The 22,794-nt window shown below is 42.2% G+C and carries 27 protein-coding genes; 26 read left to right on the top strand and 1 reads right to left on the bottom strand.

Annotated features, from left to right (window positions below; genetic code table 11):
• The first annotated feature begins 7 nt into the window (after positions 1-7).
• From spoIIIAC to AM592_RS08080, 23 genes are all read left to right on the top strand, one after another.
• A complete protein-coding gene (spoIIIAC, locus tag AM592_RS08190; protein ID WP_053603339.1) occupies positions 8-214 on the top strand; it encodes a stage III sporulation protein AC in 207 nt (68 codons plus the stop codon).
• A 7-nt stretch (positions 215-221) separates the two neighbouring features.
• Positions 222-620 carry a stage III sporulation protein AD gene (gene spoIIIAD, locus AM592_RS08185; RefSeq protein ID WP_082363862.1) on the top strand — a complete coding sequence of 133 codons (399 nt, stop codon included), beginning with the start codon at positions 222-224 and terminating at the stop codon, positions 618-620.
• 20 nt (positions 621-640) lie between these two features.
• Positions 641-1,879: a stage III sporulation protein AE gene (spoIIIAE, locus tag AM592_RS08180; protein ID WP_053603337.1), complete on the top strand. Its 1,239-nt coding sequence runs from the start codon at positions 641-643 to the stop codon at positions 1,877-1,879.
• A gap of 12 nt (positions 1,880-1,891) precedes the next feature.
• Complete coding sequence (gene spoIIIAF / locus AM592_RS08175; RefSeq protein WP_053603336.1) at positions 1,892-2,509, top strand: stage III sporulation protein AF; 618 nt, start codon at positions 1,892-1,894, stop codon at positions 2,507-2,509.
• The gene (spoIIIAG, locus tag AM592_RS08170) at positions 2,502-3,185 is read left to right on the top strand and encodes a stage III sporulation protein AG (RefSeq protein ID WP_053603335.1); all 684 of its coding nucleotides are present in this window, start codon (positions 2,502-2,504) and stop codon (positions 3,183-3,185) included. The genes spoIIIAF and spoIIIAG overlap by 8 nt, the downstream gene beginning before the upstream one ends.
• Before the next feature lie 3 nt (positions 3,186-3,188).
• A complete protein-coding gene (locus tag AM592_RS08165) occupies positions 3,189-3,863 on the top strand; it encodes a SpoIIIAH-like family protein (RefSeq protein ID WP_053606037.1) in 675 nt (224 codons plus the stop codon).
• A gap of 142 nt (positions 3,864-4,005) precedes the next feature.
• Entirely contained in the window at positions 4,006-4,488 is a 483-nt protein-coding gene (gene accB / locus AM592_RS08160) for an acetyl-CoA carboxylase biotin carboxyl carrier protein (protein WP_053603334.1), read from the top strand.
• Positions 4,489-4,499: 11 nt separating this feature from the next.
• Entirely contained in the window at positions 4,500-5,855 is a 1,356-nt protein-coding gene (gene accC / locus AM592_RS08155; RefSeq protein WP_053603333.1) for an acetyl-CoA carboxylase biotin carboxylase subunit, read from the top strand.
• 22 nt (positions 5,856-5,877) lie between these two features.
• A complete protein-coding gene (locus AM592_RS08150; protein WP_053603332.1) occupies positions 5,878-6,285 on the top strand; it encodes an Asp23/Gls24 family envelope stress response protein in 408 nt (135 codons plus the stop codon).
• 205 nt (positions 6,286-6,490) lie between these two features.
• Positions 6,491-6,877, top strand: a complete 387-nt coding sequence (gene nusB, locus AM592_RS08145; protein ID WP_053603331.1) for a transcription antitermination factor NusB — start codon at positions 6,491-6,493, stop codon at positions 6,875-6,877.
• 21 nt (positions 6,878-6,898) lie between these two features.
• Complete coding sequence (gene folD / locus AM592_RS08140; protein WP_053603330.1) at positions 6,899-7,747, top strand: bifunctional methylenetetrahydrofolate dehydrogenase/methenyltetrahydrofolate cyclohydrolase FolD; 849 nt, start codon at positions 6,899-6,901, stop codon at positions 7,745-7,747.
• Positions 7,748-7,813: 66 nt separating this feature from the next.
• On the top strand, positions 7,814-9,172 hold the full coding sequence (xseA, locus tag AM592_RS08135) for an exodeoxyribonuclease VII large subunit (protein WP_053603329.1): 1,359 nt from the start codon (positions 7,814-7,816) through the stop codon (positions 9,170-9,172).
• Entirely contained in the window at positions 9,159-9,416 is a 258-nt protein-coding gene (locus AM592_RS08130; protein ID WP_225970344.1) for an exodeoxyribonuclease VII small subunit, read from the top strand. The genes xseA and AM592_RS08130 overlap by 14 nt, the downstream gene beginning before the upstream one ends.
• Complete coding sequence (locus AM592_RS08125) at positions 9,406-10,290, top strand: polyprenyl synthetase family protein (protein WP_376773337.1); 885 nt, start codon at positions 9,406-9,408, stop codon at positions 10,288-10,290. The genes AM592_RS08130 and AM592_RS08125 overlap by 11 nt, the downstream gene beginning before the upstream one ends.
• Positions 10,291-10,496: 206 nt before the next feature.
• Positions 10,497-12,398, top strand: a complete 1,902-nt coding sequence (dxs, locus tag AM592_RS08120) for a 1-deoxy-D-xylulose-5-phosphate synthase (RefSeq protein ID WP_053603327.1) — start codon at positions 10,497-10,499, stop codon at positions 12,396-12,398.
• Entirely contained in the window at positions 12,395-13,240 is an 846-nt protein-coding gene (locus AM592_RS08115; protein ID WP_053603326.1) for a TlyA family RNA methyltransferase, read from the top strand. The genes dxs and AM592_RS08115 overlap by 4 nt, the downstream gene beginning before the upstream one ends.
• Before the next feature lie 97 nt (positions 13,241-13,337).
• Positions 13,338-13,787 carry a transcriptional regulator AhrC/ArgR gene (gene ahrC / locus AM592_RS08110; RefSeq protein ID WP_053603325.1) on the top strand — a complete coding sequence of 150 codons (450 nt, stop codon included), beginning with the start codon at positions 13,338-13,340 and terminating at the stop codon, positions 13,785-13,787.
• A gap of 86 nt (positions 13,788-13,873) precedes the next feature.
• The gene (gene recN, locus AM592_RS08105) at positions 13,874-15,601 is read left to right on the top strand and encodes a DNA repair protein RecN (protein ID WP_053603324.1); all 1,728 of its coding nucleotides are present in this window, start codon (positions 13,874-13,876) and stop codon (positions 15,599-15,601) included.
• A 184-nt stretch (positions 15,602-15,785) separates the two neighbouring features.
• Positions 15,786-17,063, top strand: coding sequence for a SpoIVB peptidase (spoIVB, locus tag AM592_RS08100; RefSeq protein ID WP_053603323.1), 1,278 nt, complete (start codon positions 15,786-15,788; stop codon positions 17,061-17,063).
• Positions 17,064-17,327: 264 nt separating this feature from the next.
• Positions 17,328-18,125 carry a sporulation transcription factor Spo0A gene (gene spo0A, locus AM592_RS08095; protein WP_053603322.1) on the top strand — a complete coding sequence of 266 codons (798 nt, stop codon included), beginning with the start codon at positions 17,328-17,330 and terminating at the stop codon, positions 18,123-18,125.
• A gap of 149 nt (positions 18,126-18,274) precedes the next feature.
• Complete coding sequence (locus AM592_RS08090) at positions 18,275-19,249, top strand: tyrosine-type recombinase/integrase (protein WP_376773336.1); 975 nt, start codon at positions 18,275-18,277, stop codon at positions 19,247-19,249.
• 81 nt (positions 19,250-19,330) lie between these two features.
• Positions 19,331-20,098, top strand: a complete 768-nt coding sequence (locus AM592_RS08085) for a helix-turn-helix domain-containing protein (protein WP_225970343.1) — start codon at positions 19,331-19,333, stop codon at positions 20,096-20,098.
• A 294-nt stretch (positions 20,099-20,392) separates the two neighbouring features.
• Positions 20,393-21,229 (top strand): tyrosine-type recombinase/integrase, encoded by an 837-nt coding sequence (locus AM592_RS08080; protein ID WP_053603320.1) that lies wholly within the window; start codon positions 20,393-20,395, stop codon positions 21,227-21,229.
• Positions 21,230-21,537: 308 nt separating this feature from the next.
• Here the strand turns inward: AM592_RS08080 and AM592_RS08075 are convergent, their stop codons facing one another.
• Complete coding sequence (locus AM592_RS08075) at positions 21,538-21,753, bottom strand: helix-turn-helix domain-containing protein (RefSeq protein ID WP_053603319.1); 216 nt, start codon at positions 21,751-21,753, stop codon at positions 21,538-21,540.
• A gap of 137 nt (positions 21,754-21,890) precedes the next feature.
• Between AM592_RS08075 and AM592_RS08070 the strand changes: the two genes are divergently transcribed.
• Genes AM592_RS08070 through AM592_RS08060 form a run of 3 tightly spaced genes read left to right on the top strand, consistent with a single transcriptional unit; the run spans position 21,891 to position 22,717 of the window.
• A complete protein-coding gene (locus tag AM592_RS08070; protein WP_053603318.1) occupies positions 21,891-22,253 on the top strand; it encodes a hypothetical protein in 363 nt (120 codons plus the stop codon).
• On the top strand, positions 22,253-22,456 hold the full coding sequence (locus tag AM592_RS08065; protein WP_053603317.1) for a hypothetical protein: 204 nt from the start codon (positions 22,253-22,255) through the stop codon (positions 22,454-22,456). The genes AM592_RS08070 and AM592_RS08065 overlap by 1 nt, the downstream gene beginning before the upstream one ends.
• Positions 22,457-22,717 (top strand): hypothetical protein, encoded by a 261-nt coding sequence (locus AM592_RS08060; RefSeq protein WP_053603316.1) that lies wholly within the window; start codon positions 22,457-22,459, stop codon positions 22,715-22,717.
• The last annotated feature ends 77 nt before the right edge of the window (positions 22,718-22,794 follow it).

Raw genomic sequence — 22,794 nt, 5'->3', positions numbered from 1 at the left:
CATATTTATGGGGATTGATGTAAATATCATTTTTCAAATTGCAGGGGTAGGGATTGTTGTTGCATTCCTTCATACCATACTCGATCAGATGGGAAAAAAAGAATATGCACAGTGGGTCACGCTGCTCGGTTTCATCTATATTCTGTTTATGGTGGCTTCGATTGTGGACGATCTGTTTCGAACGATAAGAGCCGTATTTTTATTCCAGGGCTAAGGGGGTCATCCCTATTGAAATCATCCAAATAGTTGGGCTAGGTCTGATTGCCACCTTTCTTTCGTTGATTGTAAAAGAGCAAAAGCCGACATTTGCCTTTATGATAGTTGTTTTTACCGGATGCGCCATTTTTTTATATCTTGTTGATCAAATTTACGAGCTCATTCGAATGATTGAGAAAATCGCGGTGAATGCAAATGTCAATATGATGTATATGGAAACGATTCTAAAAATTATTGGCATCGCCTATATTGCCGAATTCGGCGCACAGCTGACGAAGGATGCCGGCCAAGGCGCAATCGCATCAAAGATTGAGCTTGGCGGAAAAATATTGATTTTGACAATGGCGATACCAATTTTGACTGTCATCATTGAAACCGTTATCGGGCTCATTCCTGCATTTTAAACCGGGAGTAGGGGACAAGTATGAAGAAATGCTTGATTTTCATTTGTATACTAAGCTCACTCTTTCTGTTTTCGTTCGATCCGATAGTTCATGCAGAACAAGGCTCCGGAAGCAGTGAGTTGGACAAGGATTCCCCCGAAGAAGAGGATACGGCGGCAGAAGAGCCATCAGCCGAAGCGATTGCTAAGAAACAATCAGAATCCTTGGATCTCGATTCCGTTGGGGAGTACTGGAACATGATATTAACAGAGTACGGCGGATTTTTACCCGAAAGCCAAAAAGGGAGCCTGCTCGAATTTGTGAATGGGGATAAGAAATTTTCTCCGGGAGAATGGGGTAAAGCACTGTTTGCTTATTTGTTTCACGAGGTTATTGCAAATGGAAAGTTGCTGGGAACCTTAATCCTCCTAACGATTTTTAGTGTGCTGCTTCAGCTGCTGCAAAATGCTTTTCAGCAAAGTGCTGTCAGCAAAGTCGCTTACGCCATCGTATATATGGTTTTAATTATTTTGGCGTTAAACAGCTTTCACGTCGCTATCACCTATGCAAATCAGGCAATTGAGTCGATGACAGGGTTCATTCTTGCTATTATTCCTCTATTGCTCGCGCTTATGGCTTCTTCAGGAGGAATCGCATCCGCGACATTTTTTCATCCAGTCATTCTGTTTTTAATGAATACGAGCGGGATGTTTATTCAGCATATTATACTTCCTTTGATTTTTCTTTCGGCTATCCTGAGCATTGTCAGTACGATGACCGATCAGTACAAAGTCACTCAGCTCGCTCAGCTGCTTCGAAATATCGCGATTGGATCACTTGCCATTTTCCTCACCGTTTTCTTGGGTGTGATTTCCGTTCAAGGGGCTTCTGCGGCAGTTGCGGATGGCATTACCTTGCGAACAGCAAAGTTTATTACCGGGAATTTTATTCCGGTTTTAGGAAGGATGTTCACTGACGCGACGGACACTGTTGTCAGTGCTTCTGTTTTATTAAAGAATACAGTCGGCATTATTGGTGTTGCCATTCTCGTAGTCATCGCTGCGTTTCCTGCAATAAAAGTCCTTTCCCTCGCTTTGATTTATAAAGTCGCAGCCGCGATATTGCAGCCGCTTGGCGGGGGGCCGGTGATTTCATGCCTGGATATAATCTCAAGAAGTGTGATCTATATTTTTGCGGCGCTCGCCATCGTATCTCTCATGTTTTTCTTATGCATAACGGTCATCATTACTGCGGGAAATTTAACAATGATGGTCAGGTAGGAGGGCTGGAAATTGAGCTTTTTAACAGAGTGGCTAACCAATATCATTGTATTTATTCTGCTTGCAATCGTGATCGATCTGCTTCTTCCAAATTCCGTGATGCAAAAATATGTAAAGATGATTATCAGCCTTTTATTGATCCTTGTCTTGCTGCAGCCGATTTTTTCTATATTTCATGCCGATCCTGAAAAAATATACGATGAATTGACAGCTGGTGGACAAGCTCAATCCGAAAATATAAAAAATCAGCTGAATGATGAAAAAAAAGAAATACAAGCTGCCTCACGTGCATATATTTTAGAACAAATGGCTGTCCAATTAAAGAATGAAGCAAAAAAGCCCCTTATAGAAAGCAATTACACAATTGAAAAGCTAGATATTGAAACAAGCAGCCAATTGAATTCCGCAGAAGATGTTAAACAAATTATCGTTCATTTAACAAAAGAGACAGAAGAAGAAACAATTCCGTCAGTTGCACCAGTCGAAATTGGAGGAAACGAAAACCGCATCAGCCCTTTTCAAAAAAAAGAAGCAGAAGCAATGAAAAATCAACTCGCAGAAACGTGGGAAGTGGATCCTGGGAAGGTAACCGTCATTCTGGAAGGAGGAGAGGTGAAGAAAGATGGATAAGCCGAATTGGAGCGAGCGGATCAAACATCTTTTTTTTCCAAATCGAACTAAAAACGAAGAGAAGGCCAAGCTAACAAAATACCATTATCTCCTGATCGCTTTTATTCTCGGCATTTCCTTTATGCTCATGAATCAAATGTTCTCTTCTCCAGAAGGGTCACAGCAAGAAGCATCCTCAATGCTACCCAGTGCATCATCAGATACTAAGCCTGCGGAAAAAGAAGTATTTAAACCAGACAAGGGAAATGAGACGAATCAAACAATTGAAGACTATGAACAAGAATATGAAAATGAAATGAAAGAGATTTTGGAAACGGTCATTGGCGTAGAAGATGTCTCGATCATGGTCAATGTCGATGCTACCTCATTAAAAGTTTATGAAAAAAACAAAAAAAATCAAACCCAAACAACAGAAGAAACTGATAAAGAAGGCGGAAAAAGAGTCGTGACAGATCAATCAGCGGACGAACAGATTGTCATGATTAAAAAGGGCGATGAAGAAATTCCGGTAGTTGTCCAAACAAAAAAACCTGAAATAAGGGGTGTTCTCGTTGTTGCTCAAGGAGTGGACAACGTTCAAATAAAGAAGACAGTCATTGATGCTGTCACTCGGGTGCTGGATGTTCCCAGCCACAGAGTGCAGGTGGCACCGAAAAAAATGAAGGAGGATTCATAAATGATGTTAAAGAAACAAACGGTTTGGCTGTTAACCATGCTTAGTCTTGTCGTCGTATTAAGTGTTTATTATATTATGTCTCCAGATGATAATTTGTCTGCTCCAGTAGATAATGTCGAAGAAGGAAAACAGGCTATGGAGGAAAAGGCTCCGGCTGAAGATAAAGGCGACGTACAAGACACAGAAGAAAAAGGAACAACTGATGAACAAAAAGAAACAACCGAAGAAGAACCTATGAAAGAAGAGGAAGGTAAAGAAGGAAAAGAAGGCAAGGATACGTCTAAAGAGGATAGTGAAGAAGGTGCAGAGGTTACGACTGAGGCAAGTGACGATGCGTTTACAAACTTTCGCTTGAGTCTACAAGACAAACGAAGCAAGCAAAAAGAAGATTATAATGAAATAGCGATGAGCGATGAAGCAACTGCAGAAGAAAAAAGTGAAGCAGTCGATATGATGAAGAAATTGGATGATGAAGAAATAACGGAAGAAACACTTGAAACATTAATAAAAACGGAAGGATACGGTGATGCCTTTGTTGTTGCATCCGGTAATGATGTGAATGTGACTGTAAGAGCCAAAGAACATTCAAAAACAGCCGTAATAAAGATCGTTGACCTTGTCCAAAAGGAAACAGGACAAGATGGGAATGTAAATGTCGCATTTGAACCGGAAAAGTAAGGAAAAGAGAACTCCGTTTTCAAGACACGGAGTTTTTTTAATGGAAGTTGAATTCGGATAATCTCTCCTGTAAGATAATAATAGTATGTACTTTTAGTACTAGACTATAAAATGACTGGAAAATCCAAGGAGTGCTGTAATAATGCTGAAAATAGAAGAAATACGCGAATTAATAAAATTAATTGATAAATCTTCAATTGATGAATTTTCGTATGAAATCGAAGGTTCGAAGATAAAGCTAAGGAAAAAGGGCGCAGAAGTGATCCAGACTGCTGCTCCGGCACCTGTTACGCATGCGCCTGTCCCGCAGCAAACCAATCCTGAAGCACAAGCTGCCCCGCAAGAGGCACCTGTGAATAATGAAGCGAAAGAGACAAATGAAAACCTGCACCAAATCAAATCTCCAATGGTAGGAACCTTTTATACGTCTTCCAATCCGGAATCCGATGCATATGTGAGTAAAGGATCCAAGGTTGAAGAAGAGAGCATTGTATGTATTGTTGAAGCGATGAAACTATTTAATGAAATAACAGCTGATGTCAAAGGAGAAATTGTTGACATTTTAGTTGAAAATGGCCAATTGGTGGAATACGGACAGCCGTTATTTCTTGTAAAAGCAGAGTAAGGAGAAGTCAGATGATAAAGAAGCTATTAATTGCCAATCGAGGAGAAATTGCTGTACGAATTATTCGTGCGTGCAGAGAATTAGGGATTGAAACCGTTGCTGTTTATTCCGAAGCGGATAACGATGCGCTTCATGTTCAAATGGCGGATGAATCATTCTGCATCGGACCTACTGCTTCGAAGGACAGCTATTTAAACCCTACGAATATAGTAAGTGTTGCAAAGCTGACGGGTACAGATGCTATACATCCAGGATATGGATTTTTAGCTGAGAATGCCGATTTTGCCGAGCTTTGTGAAGAATGCAACGTCATATTTGTCGGTCCATCCGCAGAAGCGATTAACAAGATGGGAACTAAAGACGTCGCAAGGGAAACGATGAAAGAAGCTGGCGTTCCTATTGTACCTGGTTCAACAGGAATAATAAAAGATGAGGCAGAAGCGGTTTCGATTGCAGGTGAAATTGGGTATCCTGTTATTATAAAGGCAACTGCAGGCGGGGGAGGTAAAGGAATACGTATTGCCCGCACCGAAGAAGAGCTGATTAATGGGATTAAGATTACAAGGCAGGAAGCGGCTACTGCGTTCGGAAATCCAGGAGTATATCTTGAAAAATACATAGAGGATTTCAGACATGTTGAGATTCAGGTTCTCGCCGATAACTACGGGAATACGATTCATCTTGGCGAACGCGACTGCTCTATTCAAAGAAGGCTTCAAAAGCTTCTGGAAGAGACTCCATCACCTGCTTTAAATGAAGAAACCAGGGAGCAGATGGGAGCAGCTGCGGTAAAAGCTGCCCAAGCGGTTAACTACTCAGGTGCAGGAACGGTTGAATTCATCTACGATTACAATGAGCGAAAATTCTACTTTATGGAAATGAACACCCGGATTCAAGTAGAACATCCCGTTACGGAACAAGTCACAGGTGTGGACTTGATAAAAGAACAAATTGCTGTTGCTTCCGGCGAAAAGCTCGGTATTTCGCAATCTGAAGTCACCTTTAATGGCTGGTCAATCGAATGCAGGATTAATGCTGAAAACCCGGAGAAAAATTTTATGCCTTCAGCAGGTCAGATTAAAATGTATCTGCCTCCAGGCGGTTTTGGCGTACGTGTTGATTCAGCTGCATATCCTGGTTACAGCATTCCGCCTTATTATGACAGTATGATCGCAAAGGTCATTACGTATGGCAGGACGAGAGAAGAAGCGATTGCTAGAATGAAGCGCGCATTAAGCGAATTTGTCATTGAGGGCATCCATACAACCATCCCGTTCCACTTACGATTATTGGAGCATGAAACTTTTGTCAGCGGAGCCTTTAATACCAAGTTTTTAGAAACCTATGACGTGATGGGCAATCAATGAAATATTTTCGGAGGTGAAGACCTTGAAAGAAAATAATTTGTTAGAAATGAATGATGAAGAAAATCAACTTGGTAAAGTGGAAATCGCTCCTGAAGTGATTGAGGTCATTGCCGGAATTGCCGCCTATGAGGTTGAAGGAGTAGCTGAAATGCGCGGTAATTTCGCAGCCGGAGTTGCTGAGCGCTTCGGAAAGAAGAACCATCGCAAAGGAGTAAAGGTTGATTTAACTGAAGATGGGATTATTATTGAAGTGTATTGTGTCATGATCTTTGGAGTATCTATCCCTAAAGTAGCGAATGCCGTACAGGATAACATAAGACAAGCGCTTTTAAATATGACAGCACTTGCCATCAAGGAAATCAACATTCATGTGGTGGGTATCCAATTTGACAACAAAACGAGCGAAACGGAAATAGACCAGGAAGTGTAAGGAAACCAAAGGGGTGTCTGTCCCTTTGGTTCTTTATTTGCTGGTTGATCTGAGGCTGTAAAAAGCTGGTTTACCACATTTTCGATAATAGCTTTTACGTTTAATGCCGTTCGATCTTTCCATGCGGTGCTGAAAAAAATATGGTATGATCTCTGTATGATCGCATGGAATGGGACAAGATAGGCATTATCAAAGGAGAAATGAAATGAAAAGAAGATTGGCCAGAGAAAAGGCATTACAAGCATTATTTCAAATCGACCTGAGCGATATTGAATCCGAAGATGCAATGATACATGCATTGGATGGTGCAGAAAGCGATGCTTTTTTTGAAAACCTTGTTCACGGTGTAGTAACTAATCAAACGGAGATAGACCGTTTGATTTCAAAGCATCTCGTGAACTGGAAGCTTGACAGAATTGCAAATGTAGACCGTGTGATTCTTAGAACAGCTGTTTATGAATTGCTGTATCAAGAAGATATACCGGCCAACGTAACGATAAATGAAGCCATTGAACTTGCGAAATCATTTGGCGATGACAAGTCTGCCAAATTTATTAACGGTGTTCTATCCAGTATTCATTCAGAACTATAAATCCAGTAGGAGGAAAGCACAATGACTGCAACAATTATTGACGGAAAAGAAGCGGCAAAGGAAATGCGCCAGCAGCTGGCTGAAGAAGTTAGCCGGCTAAAAGAAAAAGGAGTAACTCCAGGTCTTGTCGTCATTTTAATCGGCGATGATCCGGCCTCTCTTTCTTACGTTAGAGGAAAAAAGAAAGCTGCAGAGACAATGGGTATGCATTTTAAGCTTGATCATTTGGAAGATACGATTGAAGAGGACAAGCTGCTCTCTTTAATCGACCAGTACAATCAAGATGACAGTTTTCACGGCATACTTGTTCAACTGCCACTCCCTAAACATATATCTGAAAAGGCGGTTATCGAACGTATTTCTACTGAAAAGGATGTCGATGGCTTCCATCCGTTAAATATCGGAAAAATGCTTCTCGGAGAAGAGACGTTTTTGCCATGCACTCCTGCAGGGATTGTAGAATTGTTAAAAAAAACCAACACGGATTTATCTGGCAAGGAAGTTGTCGTCATCGGGCGGAGCAACATCGTTGGAAAACCGGTCGGTCAGCTTCTATTAAATGAAAATGCGACGGTTACATTCTGCCACTCCAGAACAAAAGACATTGGAGCCCATACAAGAAAAGCAGATATATTGATTGTAGCAGTCGGCAAAGCGCATTTTCTGACTGCTGATCAAATCAAAGAAGGCGCGATTGTAATTGATGTTGGTGTCAATCGCTTGGATTCAGGCAAGCTTGTCGGAGATGTAGATTTTGAAGCAGCGAAAGAAAAAGCATCCTATATTACTCCTGTACCAGGGGGAGTTGGTCCAATGACAATTACGATGCTTGCCCATAATACAGTAAAATCAGCAAAGAACAGAATGTAATACGATGCAGTCCATCTGTTCAGGCGGCAGATGGACTGCTCCTTAAGTAGAGGGGGGTGTCTGCTATTGAGTGAACCTGCTTACGTCACAGTCACTGCATTGACAAAATATATTAAAAGAAAGTTTGATGTAGATCCCCATCTTGAAAATATCTGGATTAAAGGCGAGCTCTCAAATGTGAAAATCCATAGCCGCGGGCACATTTATTTTACGTTGAAAGATGAGAACGCCCGTATACAGTCAGTGATGTTTGCGAGACAAAATAAAGACTTAAGCTTTACGCCAGAATCAGGTATGAAGGTGCTCGTCAGAGGGGGAATCTCAGTATACGAGCCGAGCGGGAACTATCAGCTATATGCGAAAGAAATTCAGCCAGACGGGATCGGAGCCCTTTATCTTGCATACGAAGAACTAAAAAATAAACTTGCAAAAGAGGGTCTTTTCGATGAAAGCCACAAAAAGCCAATTCCACGATTTCCCGCCACTATAGGAATCATAACATCTCCTACCGGTGCAGCCATAAGAGATATCCTCATCACGATTAAAAGGAGATATCCTCTCGCAAAAACAATCCTTTATCCTGCTTTGGTGCAAGGCGTAAATGCTGGTCAGTCGATTGCGGGCCATATCCAAAAGGCGAATGCCGCGAAGCTGTGTGACGTATTAATTGTCGGAAGAGGCGGCGGATCCATCGAGGAGCTATGGGCATTTAATGAAGAAATTGTGGCTAGGGAGATTTTTTCTTCTGAGATTCCAGTCATCTCTGCCGTAGGGCATGAAACTGATTATACGATCAGCGATTTTGTTGCGGATCTTCGGGCCCCGACGCCTACCGGTGCTGCAGAGCTTGCGGTACCGCATACGACTGAGTTAATGGAACGAATAGGAATGCTTCGGACGACGTTGTTAAAAGACGTCCAGCAAAAAGTAAAAAGGGAAAAGGAAATCCTGCACTCTTTGCAATCCTCTTATGCTTTTAAATATCCGAAAAGGCTTTTTGAACAAAAGGAGCAGCAGTTCGATCTCATGTTTGACCGTTTGCAAAAAAAAGCAGCTGACTTGCTTGATAGGAAAAAAATGAAGCTGGAACGGGAATCCTATAGACTGTCGTCCCATCATCCTAAACACCGTCTGGACCAAGCAGAAAAAGCATATCTGGAAAAGACAGCCACGTTGAAACGAGCGATGTCTTCTGTGATTAGGGAGAACAGTTCTCAGTTCCAATCTGTTTTAGGAAAACTACAGGTTTTAAGTCCGCTTCACATAATGCAAAGGGGCTATAGCCTAGTATATAAAGATGAGGAAATAGCAAAGAGCGTGCAGAACGTCCAATTGCATGACAGGTTGAAGATAAAAATGAACGATGGAAACCTTCTTTGTGAGGTCTTAGGGAAAGAGGAGGAAGTCAAGAGTGGCGACGAATGATAAAAACAGTTCGGAAAAAACGTTTGAGCAAGCAATGAAGGAGCTTGAGGAAATTGTAGGTAAGCTTGAAGAAGGTGATGTTCCCTTAGAAAAGGCGATCGAGTATTTTCAGGAAGGCATGACCCTGTCGAAGCTTTGCCATACCAAGCTGCAAACGGTCGAAAAACAAATGGATTCCATTTTAAAGGAAGATGGTGAGCTTGCACCTTTTCATGTACAGGAGGATGAAAAAGGTGGCAGTTAATTTACAGGAATTTCTTCGGACGAGAAAAGAAACAATCGAACACCATCTCCCGATTTATGTAAAACAATTAAATGCACCACCCATATTAAAGGAATCGATGCTTTATTCATTAGAGGCGGGAGGAAAAAGGCTGCGTCCGATTCTTGTTCTTGCATTGCTTCATGCGTATGGAAAAAATGAAGAACAAGGATTGCCGATCGGATGCGCAGTCGAAATGATTCATACGTACTCCCTTATCCATGATGATCTTCCTTGCATGGATGATGATGATTTAAGAAGGGGAAAGCCGACAAATCATAAGGTGTTTGGCGAAGCTGCTGCTGTTCTCGCCGGCGATGGTTTATTAACTGAAGCCTTTCGAGTGATTGCGACACTTGATATGGTTTCCGCAGAAAAGCGGATTGCCCTTATCAAAGAGCTTTCTGCTGCCATCGGTGCTGAAGGAATGGTAGGGGGGCAGGTTGCGGATATGGAAGCCGAAGGAAAGAAAGTAACTCCTGCTGAGCTTGAGGCGATTCATGCGATGAAAACAGCTAAGCTTTTAAGCTTTAGTATCGTAGCTGGAGCCATTTTATCCGATGCCCCAAATGTGGAAATCGAAAGGCTTCGTCAATTCGGATTTCATATCGGGATTGCTTTTCAAATCCGCGATGATATTTTGGATCTTGAAGGCTCGGAAGATAAAATAGGAAAACGAATCGGTTCTGATACAGCCAATGAAAAAACTACCTATCCTTCAATGCTTACTCTCACGGGAGCAAAGGAAAAGCTAAATGATCATATCCAATCGGCTAAAGGGCTTTTATATGAGCTTTCTCTCGAAAAAGAATTGTTAACCGAACTGTGTGAATTAATTGGGAACAGGGATCATTAACAAGAACGTGAATTGAGAGTTAAGGGATAGTGTGATAAAATGTACGGAGTTAAAATATGGGGACGTTTACAGTATGACATATTAGCTAAAGTCCTCTATAGTTGTTTCCAATATCTTAATCTGATTATCGTTGAATTGTATAGCATAAGATAAATGAATTAGGTAACAGACTGCTGAGAAATTAAGCTGAAAGTGAGTTGATCCAGTTGGATCTATTATCAATAAAAGACCCGGCATTTTTAAAAAAACTATCCATTGATGATCTATACGAACTTAGTGCTGACATTCGTTCTTTTTTAATTGAAACATTATCGGTGTCAGGAGGGCATATCGGACCGAATTTAGGTGTCGTGGAGCTAACTGTCGCTCTTCATAAAGAATTTAACAGCCCAACTGATAAATTTCTTTGGGATGTCGGCCACCAATCTTATGTCCACAAGCTTTTGACTGGAAGAGGAAAAGACTTTGATACGATCCGCCAATATAAAGGACTATGCGGCTTTCCGAAACGAGACGAAAGTGAGCATGATGTGTGGGAAACAGGCCATAGCTCCACTTCTTTGTCAGGTGCAATGGGTATGGCTGCAGCACGGGATCTGAAAGGTACCAAGGAGTTTATCGTGCCAATTATCGGAGATGGCGCTTTAACCGGCGGAATGGCTCTAGAAGCGTTAAATCACATTGGCCATGAACAGAAAGATATGATCGTGATCCTGAATGACAATGAAATGAGCATAGCTCCAAACGTTGGTGCCATTCATACAATGCTAAGCCGTCTTCGCACTGCCGGAAAATATCAATGGGTGAAGGATGAATTGGAATATCTGCTAAAACGGATTCCTGCTGTAGGAGGCAAGCTTGCTTCTACTGCTGAACGAGTGAAAGACAGCTTGAAGTATCTGCTTGTTTCCGGCATGTTTTTTGAAGAGCTTGGTTTCACTTATTATGGACCTGTAGATGGGCATTCTTATGAAGAATTATTCAGCAATCTGCAAGCTGCCAAAAAAACGAATGGACCGGTACTTCTTCACGTCATTACGAAAAAAGGAAAAGGCTATAAACCGGCTGAAACGGATACAATCGGAACTTGGCATGGTCCGGGTCCTTATAAAATGGATACAGGCGATTTCGTCAAGCCGAAGGCAGCTGCACCTGCATGGAGTGCTCTCGTAAGTGAAACGGTGCGAAAGCTAGCCAGAAAGGATGACCGGATTGTAGCAATTACCCCTGCGATGCCTGTAGGTTCGAAGCTCGAAGGTTTTGCAAGCGAGTTCCCTGATCGGATGTTTGACGTCGGAATTGCCGAACAGCACGCGACCACTATGGCGGCCGGACTTGCAACACAAAACATGAAGCCGTTTCTTGCGATTTATTCTACGTTTTTGCAGCGGGCATACGATCAAGTTGTCCACGATATATGCAGACAAAACCTCAATGTTTTTATCGGTATCGATCGAGCCGGACTTGTTGGGGCAGATGGAGAAACCCACCAAGGTGTATTTGACATAGCGTTCATGCGTCATCTGCCAAATATGGTGCTAATGATGCCGAAGGATGAAAATGAAGGCCAGCATATGGTCAATACTGCGATACAATATAACGATGGACCGATTGCTATGCGTTACCCGAGAGGCAATGGAATAGGCGTAAAACTCGATTCTGAATTAAAAACGATTCCGATTGGAACATGGGAAGTGCTCCGGCCTGGAACGGACGCTGTCATCTTAACGTTTGGCACGACGATTCAGATGGCTTTAAAAGCTGCTGAGGAGCTGCAAAAAGAAGGCCGATCTGTGCGGGTTGTGAATGCACGTTTCATCAAGCCGTTAGATGAAAAGATGCTCAAAAAAATCCTTTCAGACGGTCTGCCGATTCTGACAATAGAGGAGGCGGTTCTTCAAGGAGGTTTTGGAAGCGCCGTGCTTGAATTTGCCTATGATGAATCGAGTCGTCATCCGTTAATTGACCGTATGGGGATTCCAGATCGTTTCATCGAACACGGAAGCGTGCCAAAGCTATTGGAGGAAGTCGGATTAACGGTTGATCAGATCGTGCATCGAATTCGCCGGCTTACCTTCGCGAATCATCGAAAAGGAATTGGATCATGACCGGCAAAAAAGAACGATTGGATGTTTTATTAGTAGAACGAGGGCTTATCGAAACTCGAGAAAAAGCAAAACGAGCTATTATGGCAGGAGTTGTATTTTCGAACGAAACGAGATTAGACAAGCCTGGAGAAAAAATAGACCGAAGCTCCCCCCTCACTATAAAAGGAAATCCTTTAAAATACGTCAGCAGGGGAGGACTTAAGCTTGAAAAAGCGTTATCGCTTTTTCAAGTAAACGTTAAAGATAAAATCATCATTGATATTGGCTCATCCACAGGCGGGTTTACCGATTGTGCTTTGCAAAATGGAGCAAAATTATCTTATGCTGTGGATGTCGGCTATAATCAGCTTGCCTGGAAGCTAAGGCAGGATGAGCGTGTCGTCGTCATGGAAAGGACAAATTTTCGCTACTCAACTCCGGAGGAATTTCATTCCGGGATGCCTGAATTTGCAACGATTGATGTTTCTTTTATCTCCTTGAAGCTTATCCTGCCTGTATTAAAAAAGATCTTAACAGAAAACAGCGACTGTATTGCCTTGATCAAGCCTCAATTTGAAGCCGGGCGAGAATTGGTCGGAAAAAAGGGGATAGTTAGAGATCCTGAGGTTCATGCCTCAGTGATTAAAGAAATATCCGCTTTTTCCAGTAACGAAGGATATCAGTGCAAGGGGATTTCATTTTCTCCGATTACAGGAGGAGATGGAAATATTGAATTTTTGCTTCATCTTTCTTGGGAAGGACCTGAGTCAGGCGGTGTTGATTTAAGCGACGAAATGATATCTACCGTAGTGAAGGAAGCCCATATGAGCTTAAAACAAAAAAAAACGGACGTTATGGAATAATAGGTTTTCTATTATTCCTTTTTATATAGAGATATACTTTTTAACCATTATCCGTTAACATGGACATAATAAGAGGAATAGCAATCAGGAGGCAAAGATGACAAAAGGTCAAAGGCATATAAAAATTAGGGAAATCATCACAAATGAAGAAATTGAAACGCAGGATGAACTTGTGGAAATTCTGAGAAATGAAGGGTTTAATGTCACACAGGCAACGGTATCAAGAGATATTAAGGAACTCCATTTAGTAAAAGTTCCAACCAGCAAAGGAGCTTATAAATATAGCCTTCCGTCAGATCATCGATTTAATCCGCTTTCCAAATTGAAACGGGCTCTTATTGACTCATTTGTAAAAATTGATTCAACCAGCCATTTTATCGTCCTAAAAACAATGCCCGGAAATGCTCAATCGATAGGAGCATTGTTGGATAAATTGGACTGGGCTGAAGTATTAGGGACTATTTGCGGAGATGATACGATATTAATCATTTGCAGATCCGTTGAAGATACAGAGTTAATATCTGCCCGATTGTTGGAGCTTCTTTAATATAGTGAATCTTCACTAAAGGATAGATCTCTTTTGCATGGCTTTCCTATTTATACAGATAATTTTAAAGAAGAGGTGTGATAAGCTTGCTAGCCGAGTTATCAGTAAAGAACTTTGCTATCATTGAAGAATTAACAATCTCCTTTGAAAAAGGATTGACTGTGCTGACAGGAGAAACGGGTGCAGGAAAATCGATTATTATCGATTCCATCTCACTTTTGGTTGGAGGTAGAGGCTCCGCCGAATTTGTCAGGTTTGGAGAAGATAAGTCTGAGCTAGAGGGGTTGTTTCTTTTAGAGGAAGATCATCCGGCCTTTATCGCATGCCGTAAATTTGGTATTGATGCGAGTGATGGTATGATCATTTTACGAAGAGATATTTATCAAAGCGGAAAAAGCGTCTGCCGAATTAACGGCAAACTTGTCACGATTTCGATCTTGAGGGAATTGGGTCGTCTTTTGTTGGATATACATGGACAGCATGACAACCAGATGCTTATGGAAGAAGAAAACCATTTGTATGTTCTTGACGAGTTTGCGGGAAAACCATTAAAAGAAGCGCTGAAGGAATATCAGTCAGGCTATGAGAAATATACTGCGCTGCGCAAAAAATTGTCCGAGCTGTCAGAAAATGAACAGGAATTGGCACATCGCCTCGATCTTATTCAATTTCAGCTAGACGAAATTGAATCTGCGAATTTAACCCCTGGTGAAGACCAGCAGCTATCAGGTGAAAAAGAGAAAATTTCGAATTTTGAACAGATCTTTGAAGGTGTCCAAAATGCCTATCATGCTTTAAGAAATGAGCAAGGGGGACTGGATTGGGTCGGAATGGCTTCAAGTCAACTAGAAGGCATTTCAGATATCAATGACCAACTCAAAACGCTATCAGAAAATATTTCAAATTCGTATTATCTACTTGAAGAATCAACATTCCAAATGAGAAATCTTTTGGATGAAATGGAATACGATCCGGCCCGACTTGATACGATCGAAGCCAGACTGAATGAAATTAAACAGTTAAAGCGAAAATACGGGTCTACCATCGAAGAAATTCAAAGCTATTCAGCGAAAATTGAAGAAGAAATCGACAGTATTGAAAATCGGGACAGCCGCTTGCTCGCCCTTCAATCCGAACTGGAATCACTTAGCAAGGATATCGTTCTTGAAGCAAAGAATGTATCTGACATTCGCAAAAAGTCAGCCAAAAAGCTTGCGAAGCAAATCCATAAGGAACTGAAAGAGCTTTATATGGAGAAAACGGTTTTTGAAACTGAATTTACTTTAAAATCGGCAAATGATGAAGCGCAGCCCAAGGTAAATGGCGTACCTGTGCAATTATCGAAGTATGGCTATGACGACATTCGTTTCCTATTATCCACGAATACGGGAGAGCCATTAAAATCGCTTTCAAAAGTTGCATCCGGAGGTGAGCTTTCTCGAATTATGCTTGCCATGAAAAGGATACTATCCAATCACCAGGGTGTCACATCAATTATATTTGATGAGGTGGATACCGGGGTAAGCGGACGAGTGGCTCAAGCGATTGCTGAAAAAATCCAAAAGGTTTCCATAGGCTCTCAGGTTTTGTGTATCACACACTTACCGCAGGTTGCAGCAATGGCGGATACCCATTTGTTTATTTCCAAAAAATCACGCGCTGGAAGAACAACGACAAAGGTCGCTCCGCTTTCCCACGATGAAAAGATCGCAGAAATCGGCCGAATGATTGCGGGAGTTGAAGTAACCGACTTAACGAAACAGCACGCCAAGGAGCTGCTCCATCAAGCAAATCATGTAAAAACTGTAGGATAAAAGCTGCATAATTGCGGCTTTTTTCTTTTTCTTTTGCTTACACGAGCTATTCACTATATTTTTTATTTTTATTATCATTTTATCCATTGTTTTTCTCTTTCAGACAGTTATAAAACCCTTCCGAGAAGGCAAAAGTATTAGTGTCACCAATAAACGGTGTGGTAGGTGCGAGGAGAGTGAAAAGGTGGATGCAGAAAAAATCAGGAAAGCAGTTGGGTTAATTCTCCTTGTTTCTTTGATAAGCCTGGGGTTTTATAAACCATTTAAACAATACATGGAAATTCCGAATCAATTAACTATATTTGAAAACAGCTCGCAGACTGTTTCGACCGCTTTACCTGCGGAAAACAGCCCGTCAGAAGCATTTTCGTTAAAATTTACGAAAAATGAAGTTGAAGTCAGCGGCGAAAAAAACGGGAATGGGGAATTGATTTACGAATTTGCAGGGTTCCCGTTGAAAAAAACAAAGGTACACGTATTAAATGATTTAAGGGTCGTACCCGGTGGCCAGTCTATTGGCGTAAAGCTTCATTCTCTAGGTGTATTAGTTGTAGGCTTTCATCAAATTGATACGATAAACGGAAAAAAATCTCCTGGTGAAACAGCCGGGATTTATATAGGAGATATTATTACCGAAATCAATGGAAAGAAAATAGAAAAGATGAAGGACATTGCCCCGTTCATTCAAGAAGCGGGAAAAACCGGTGAACCTCTTCAATTGCAAATCAAACGAGACAATAAAAAAATGGTTACCAAGCTTATTCCAGAAAAAGACCAATCTGAAAATCTTTATCGAATTGGCTTATATATCCGTGATTCAGCAGCAGGAATAGGAACAATGACTTTTTTTGAACCGAAATCGAAAAAATACGGTGCGCTAGGGCACGTCATTTCCGACATGGATACAAAAAAACCGATTGTCGTCGAAAATGGCCAAATCGTACGATCAACTGTGACTTCAATAGAAAAAGGAACAGGTGGAAATCCAGGAGAAAAGCTGGCACGATTTTCTTCAGAGAAAAAAATTATTGGAGATATCAATCGAAACAGCCCATTTGGCATATTCGGAACGCTTAACCAATCGTTAGAAAACCAAATCGCTGATCAAGCACTTCCAGTTGCTCTTTCGAATGAAGTGAAAAAAGGACCGGCGGAAATATTGACGGTTGTTGAAAAAGACAAGGTAGAACGATTCAATATTGAAATCGTAAGTACAACTTCTCAAAAGTTCCCTGCTACAAAGGGAATGGTTCTAAAAGTAACGGATCCCGCGCTCTTAAAGAAAACGGGCGGAATTGTTCAAGGGATGAGCGGCAGCCCGATTATCCAGAATGGAAAAATTATCGGTGCTGTGACCCATGTTTTTGTCAACGATCCAACAAGCGGTTACGGTGTCCACATTGAATGGATGCTTAGAGAAGCTGGAATTGATATATACAGCAGCGAAAAAAAAGCAAGTTGACTGCCGGAAAAATTCGGCAGTTTTTTTCTTGATCAACTTTTACTTAAAATGAATGTAGGGTAATATAGAAGAAAAGAAAGAAAATTCGACAAACTGAAATTAAGCTGATTGTCAAATAGCACCTTTAGTCGAATAATCAAGAAATAGTGAGAATATCGAAGATAAACCACTAGTATTGCTGAAATGAATTTTTTTTAAAGGGAATGCATTGGTTTTGTCGAATGAAGTGTATAAAGAAGAATTACATTACAGGGAGGAACCAAAGTGGGGAAAATTAAAGTGTGTGTAGCTGATGACAATCGTGAGCTTGTAGGACTTTTAAGTGAATACATTAACGGCCAGGAGGATATGGAAATACTGGGCGTTGCATATAACGGACAGGACTGTCTTTCTTTATTTAAAGATAAAGAGCCTGATGTGCTTGTTCTGGACATTATTATGCCTCATCTGGACGGACTTGCTGTTCTTGAAAGAGTAAGGTCAACCCAGCTGAATAAACAGCCAAACGTCATTATGCTGACAGCTTTTGGCCAAGAGGATGTAACAAAAAAGGCTGTGGAACTCGGCGCCTCTTACTTTATTCTCAAGCCGTTTGATATGGAAAATTTGGTCGGGCATATTCGTCAGGTAAGCGGAAACGGACAGCCGTCTATGCACCGGTCGGCTTCTCAAAGCAGTTTCATCAGACCTCAGCCGGAGCCGAAAAAGAAAAATCTTGATGCAAGCATTACAAGCATTATTCATGAAATTGGCGTACCAGCACATATTAAAGGGTATATGTATTTGCGTGAAGCGATCAGCATGGTCTATAACGATATTGAACTTTTAGGCAGCATCACAAAAGTGTTATACCCAGATATTGCAAAAAAATTCAACACGACAGCAAGCAGGGTAGAACGCGCAATCCGTCACGCCATAGAGGTTGCTTGGAGCCGCGGCAACATCGATTCCATTTCCTCATTGTTTGGATATACTGTCAGCATGTCCAAAGCCAAACCGACAAACAGTGAATTCATTGCGATGGTTGCTGATAAATTGCGGCTGGAGAAGAACGCGTCATAATGGCGGTGTATCAACGTTTGTGAAGGTTTACACCACACGGAAGTTACCGATAAATATCGGAAACACACCGATAAATGTTGCGAAAACTTACCGACTATATTTTACGTCCTCTTTACCGTATGTAACCGCGGAAAAAGGGGGCGTTTTTGTTGTTTAATGAGTTCGAATTTCAGTTCGATAATTTCATGATTTACTGCGATTCAAAAAACCTATCCGATAAGACGAAGAAAAGTTACGATCAAACTCTCCGTCTCTTTTCGATGTACCTCCGCAATGAATTTAAGATAGAAGATCCCCGCGAGGTAAAGCCAGCACATATCCGAAATTACATCAAACATTTACGGGAACGCGGCAAATATACCGTAGTTTCTAACAACGATAGCAAGGCGTCTAACAATCCGGATTCACGGTCCGACCGTACGAAACCGATCAGCGATACGACAATAGCGAACTACTTGCGCAATATAAAGGTGTTCTTTAATTTCTTGGAGGCCGAAAAAGAAATCAAGGAAAGCCCAGCGAGCGCGATTGCGAATATTAAGCCGCAAAGGAAAAAGAAACGGCTTCTTTCTCCACAAGAACTAAAAACATTGTTTGGCGCGATAGATACGTCTACTTTCCACGGCTATCGTATATGGATTTCTCTGCGATTGATATTAGATACCGGCATTCGGATCGGTGAATGCGTGGAATTGAAGCCGGAGGATTTAGACTTTAGAGCGAAGTCGATTTTAATTACCAATCCTAAAAACAAGAAGCAAAGGTATGTGTTTATTTCGGACAAGCTGTCTACGGATTTACGGAGATGGATGCAATATAGAGATCGCTTCAGTGATAGCGCATATCTGTTTCCGACAAATAGAGGAAATAAGCAGGATGTTAGTGCGTTTGAAAAAGGATTAAAAAAGATCACTAACTCTGTGGGTATTGAAGTGACTCCGCATCAATTGCGCAATAACTTTGCTAAGTATTACCTCTTAAATGGCGGGGACTTTGTAACCTTATCGCGAATACTCGGCCATTCTAATGTAGAGGTAACGCAAAAAGCATACTTGGATTTTACCGACGATGAAGTCGCGAAGAAATACCAAAGACATTCGCCTTTAAATAATCTAAAAATATAAAAAACAAAAAAAGAGCGCCGGCTGCGGGAACAGCCAAACGCCAGATTTACTTAGGTAACTACATATTATCGCGAAAAATCGTTGAAGTCAACGTTTCTTCATTATGCGGTTTTTAACGAACATATGTACGGGTGTGCGCTCTCTAAACGGGGAGAGAACGAAATGAAATCAATCGAAGAACTAAACGCCACAGTCCGCGCTCACAAGCGGAATCATCAACTAACCGCAACCGAGACGGAAGTCCTTGACGTATTATCGCGTTATAGCTGCAAGGAAATCGGCCGGTCTTTTCTTGCGAAGTCAACTATCGCAGAGCTTGTCGGCAAGTCACGCCGTCAAGTAATTCGCGTATGTAATCGCCTGGAACAGCTCGGAATCATCCGTCAATCGAAACGGATGCGTCAGACGGGCGACCGCAGGCAGACGTCTAATTTGATCGAGATATTGGCGCATGTCACACCGGAATGTCATACCGAAGAAGCTCCGTCTAGAAACATAAATAATAATACATATAAAGATACGGTAATCCCGTCCGAAGCCTTAAAAAATGCGCTGCCAGCCGAAATATACTCCGCGATGAGTCGCTACTTTGAAGCAGACGATATTTATAAGTATTACGGTATATTGCTTCGCGCTAAAGCTTCCGTAGATCCAGCGATTATACTCGAAGATCATGCGGAGCCTTTCGTAGAAGCTTGGCACGCGGTCGTCTTAAAGCTTAAACACGGTAAAATTCGCAAGCTGGACGGCTATCTGTACGAAGCATTCCGTAAAGCGGCGTTTACGATTAAAGCTCGCCTAAATGCGCCGGTAAGTTTGTTCGATAAATTCCGGAAGGCTTTCGAATGACTCGACGTCGAGTCAAGTGAAAATACGCTTGTGACCAACGGCTTGAATCTCCGCACAGATAACGATATGTCAACCGATTCCCTTCCGAAGTTTACCTATATTCCGCGATTTGTCAGCCTTGCGCCGGCCGCGTGCGCTTGCCTCCGAAATCCCAGGGTTGAAACATGCGTATAATACTTGCGTATAATTAGAATTATGCGTATAATAATTGTAAGATCAGTCGCAGATACCCGCCATTTACGGCGAATAACACCGGAAAAAAGTTGCGCATAATTATTTAACGGGGGTATTACGATGGAAACAAACGCGGTCATTAATCAGTTTATTGCGGAAGGATTAGTGGGCAAGGCGCCAAACACGATTAAGTCATATCGCCTTTCACTCGAACAGTTTGCGGATTATCTTGACGGAAGCGGCGCGAATCTTACAACCTTCGCCCGGTCAGACGTACAGTTCTACATACAGCGCCTGGAAACGGTAGAGAAGCGCAGTGCATCCGGTGTAAATAGAGAACTCGCAGCAATACGATCATATTGCCGGTGGTCCGGTAACGATGCCGCAGTTGCTGATATTCGCGTAACTAAGCCGGCCAAGCTAACGAGTAAAGCCCCGGAATGGATCGATAAGAGTACGCGTAATAGAATTATCCGGGAGACTGACCGCAAACGTAACAAGCGTGACCATGCGATCATAATGACGTTGCTTGGCTGCGGCCTACGTGTGTCGGAGCTGGTAGCGCTAGACCGCGATGACATAGACGTAAGCGAACGCAAAGGCATGCTACATGTACGTCATGCTAAAGGTAACAAGGAACGTTATGTGCCGATACCTGCGGACACTAGACGAGCGATCACGCAGTACTTAGATCAACGGGCTGACGCCATTCCCGCATTGTTCCTATCGTCGTTAGGTAAGCGAGTGAGTGTGCGTGCAGTCCAGGCGATGCTCTCCGAATACAACGTGCATCCGCATCAGTTGCGACATAGCTACGTTAAAGCGCTCGTCGATAAAGGCGTAGACATGGCAACGATCATGAGCTTAACGGGACACAGTAGCGCGGATATGGTTGCGTGGTACTCAACTCCAAGCGAAGAAGAGAAGGCGCAAGCAGTCGCAAATATATTCGATTAAAATGGTCGGCCAAGACGGTCGGCTTTTTTATTTTGACCGGCGGGGGTAGGTCGCGGCTCATCCCGTCCGCCTGGCCCCCCAAGAGAGCGAGAATTATTTTCCGTTTCCCAGGGTAAAAAATTCCGCGATAAAATTTTTAAAACTCCGGGGTTAAACCGTGTAACTACCGCACTTATCGAACACCTCCGTAACAGTACCTACCATACTTAGAACCGTGTAGTGTAACGGTTAGCCTACCGAACTTAGCCGGCCACGACCGTTGATATGACGGTGTTTCCGCAATCTGTTAAGAAAGAAAAAACGGAGGTTCACTCTCCGTCATCTTCTACTAATATAAGTAATTGCGATATCTCCACGTCCAAGACTTCACATATCCTACCGATCGTGTCGCGTTGATATTGTTTAGTTTCATCGTTATACAGGCGCCTCAACGTTTCAAATTTAAGTCCGCTTTTCGCCTCTAATTCGCGTATCGACATCTCCCGTTCATTTAATATCGCCTTCAAATTCGATTTTACTCGCATGATTTCCGTCACCTCCTGCGCTAATTATAAGCTGACTATTAAAAGTAGTCAAAAAAGTATTGACATCGTTTCGTAGTCAGAGTAATATGTATTTAACGACAACGAAATGTAGTCGGAATCACAAGGAGGAATCGCAAATGAATAAAATTGAATGGATTTCTGACGAGAATCAACCGGAGGTTATTACCGTACCTTACATCATCCGGCCGAGTGAGCTTGATTCGGAAGGCTGCCGCACAACAGAAGAGGTTTTACATTTCGGAGACGGCCTTGTATTAAAAGCTGATTGCGAATATGTACAGCTTCTTATAATGCATCGGAACGCTGACGGCAGTTACGAGTTAGGCGATAAGGAAACAGAGTTATTTTGCTTTAGTATCCGCGCGCAGGAAGATCCCGATTTATTATGCCTCTCAACCATGACATTCATTGAAGCGATGAAATATTTCTCGGAACTAGAGGGAACGGTACTGCCGGAGACGATAGAGGAGGCTGTCTGATGGATGCCGTAATTAGCGCATTAATCCCGTTTTATGAAGCGTACCTAACCGAAGTTGCAAAGGAATTTCAAACGGGGGAGTACGAAGCCTACCATAAATGCCCGTCATACTCAGGCGCGAAAGCAATACAGCAGGCGATCTGGTTACTCGAAATTTATTATTGGGGCGAAACAAAAACGATATCTATAGAGAGGGCTGTCTAAATGAACATTATTTTCGAAAAACAACAAAACGGAGGCTATATCGTAAGCCTCCCGGGTAATAACCGCAATGTCTATGTAAACGCAAAGTATTTCCTATCTATTCTTCCATCCGTAAGTGAACGCGCATTTGTTGGCTGCGGAGAGATAGACGCAACGAAGGCGCAGGAATTATTCGGTGAGATTGAAGCTAAAACGAGAGCATGGCAGGAAGAGTACGTGAAAACTAAAATAAGGAATCGGTGGGCATATCTCGGACTATAGACGATAGAGGAGGACATGTCCGATGATCCGGCGCCAAACGGAGCCTTCCGCGCCAACGGTAGATTGTGTTAGATGCC

The organism is Bacillus gobiensis (assembly GCF_001278705.1).
Classification (GTDB): domain Bacteria; phylum Bacillota; class Bacilli; order Bacillales; family Bacillaceae; genus Bacillus; species Bacillus gobiensis.
Note: the sequence above shows the minus strand (reverse complement) of the source record. Positions and strands in the feature narration are given on the sequence as shown.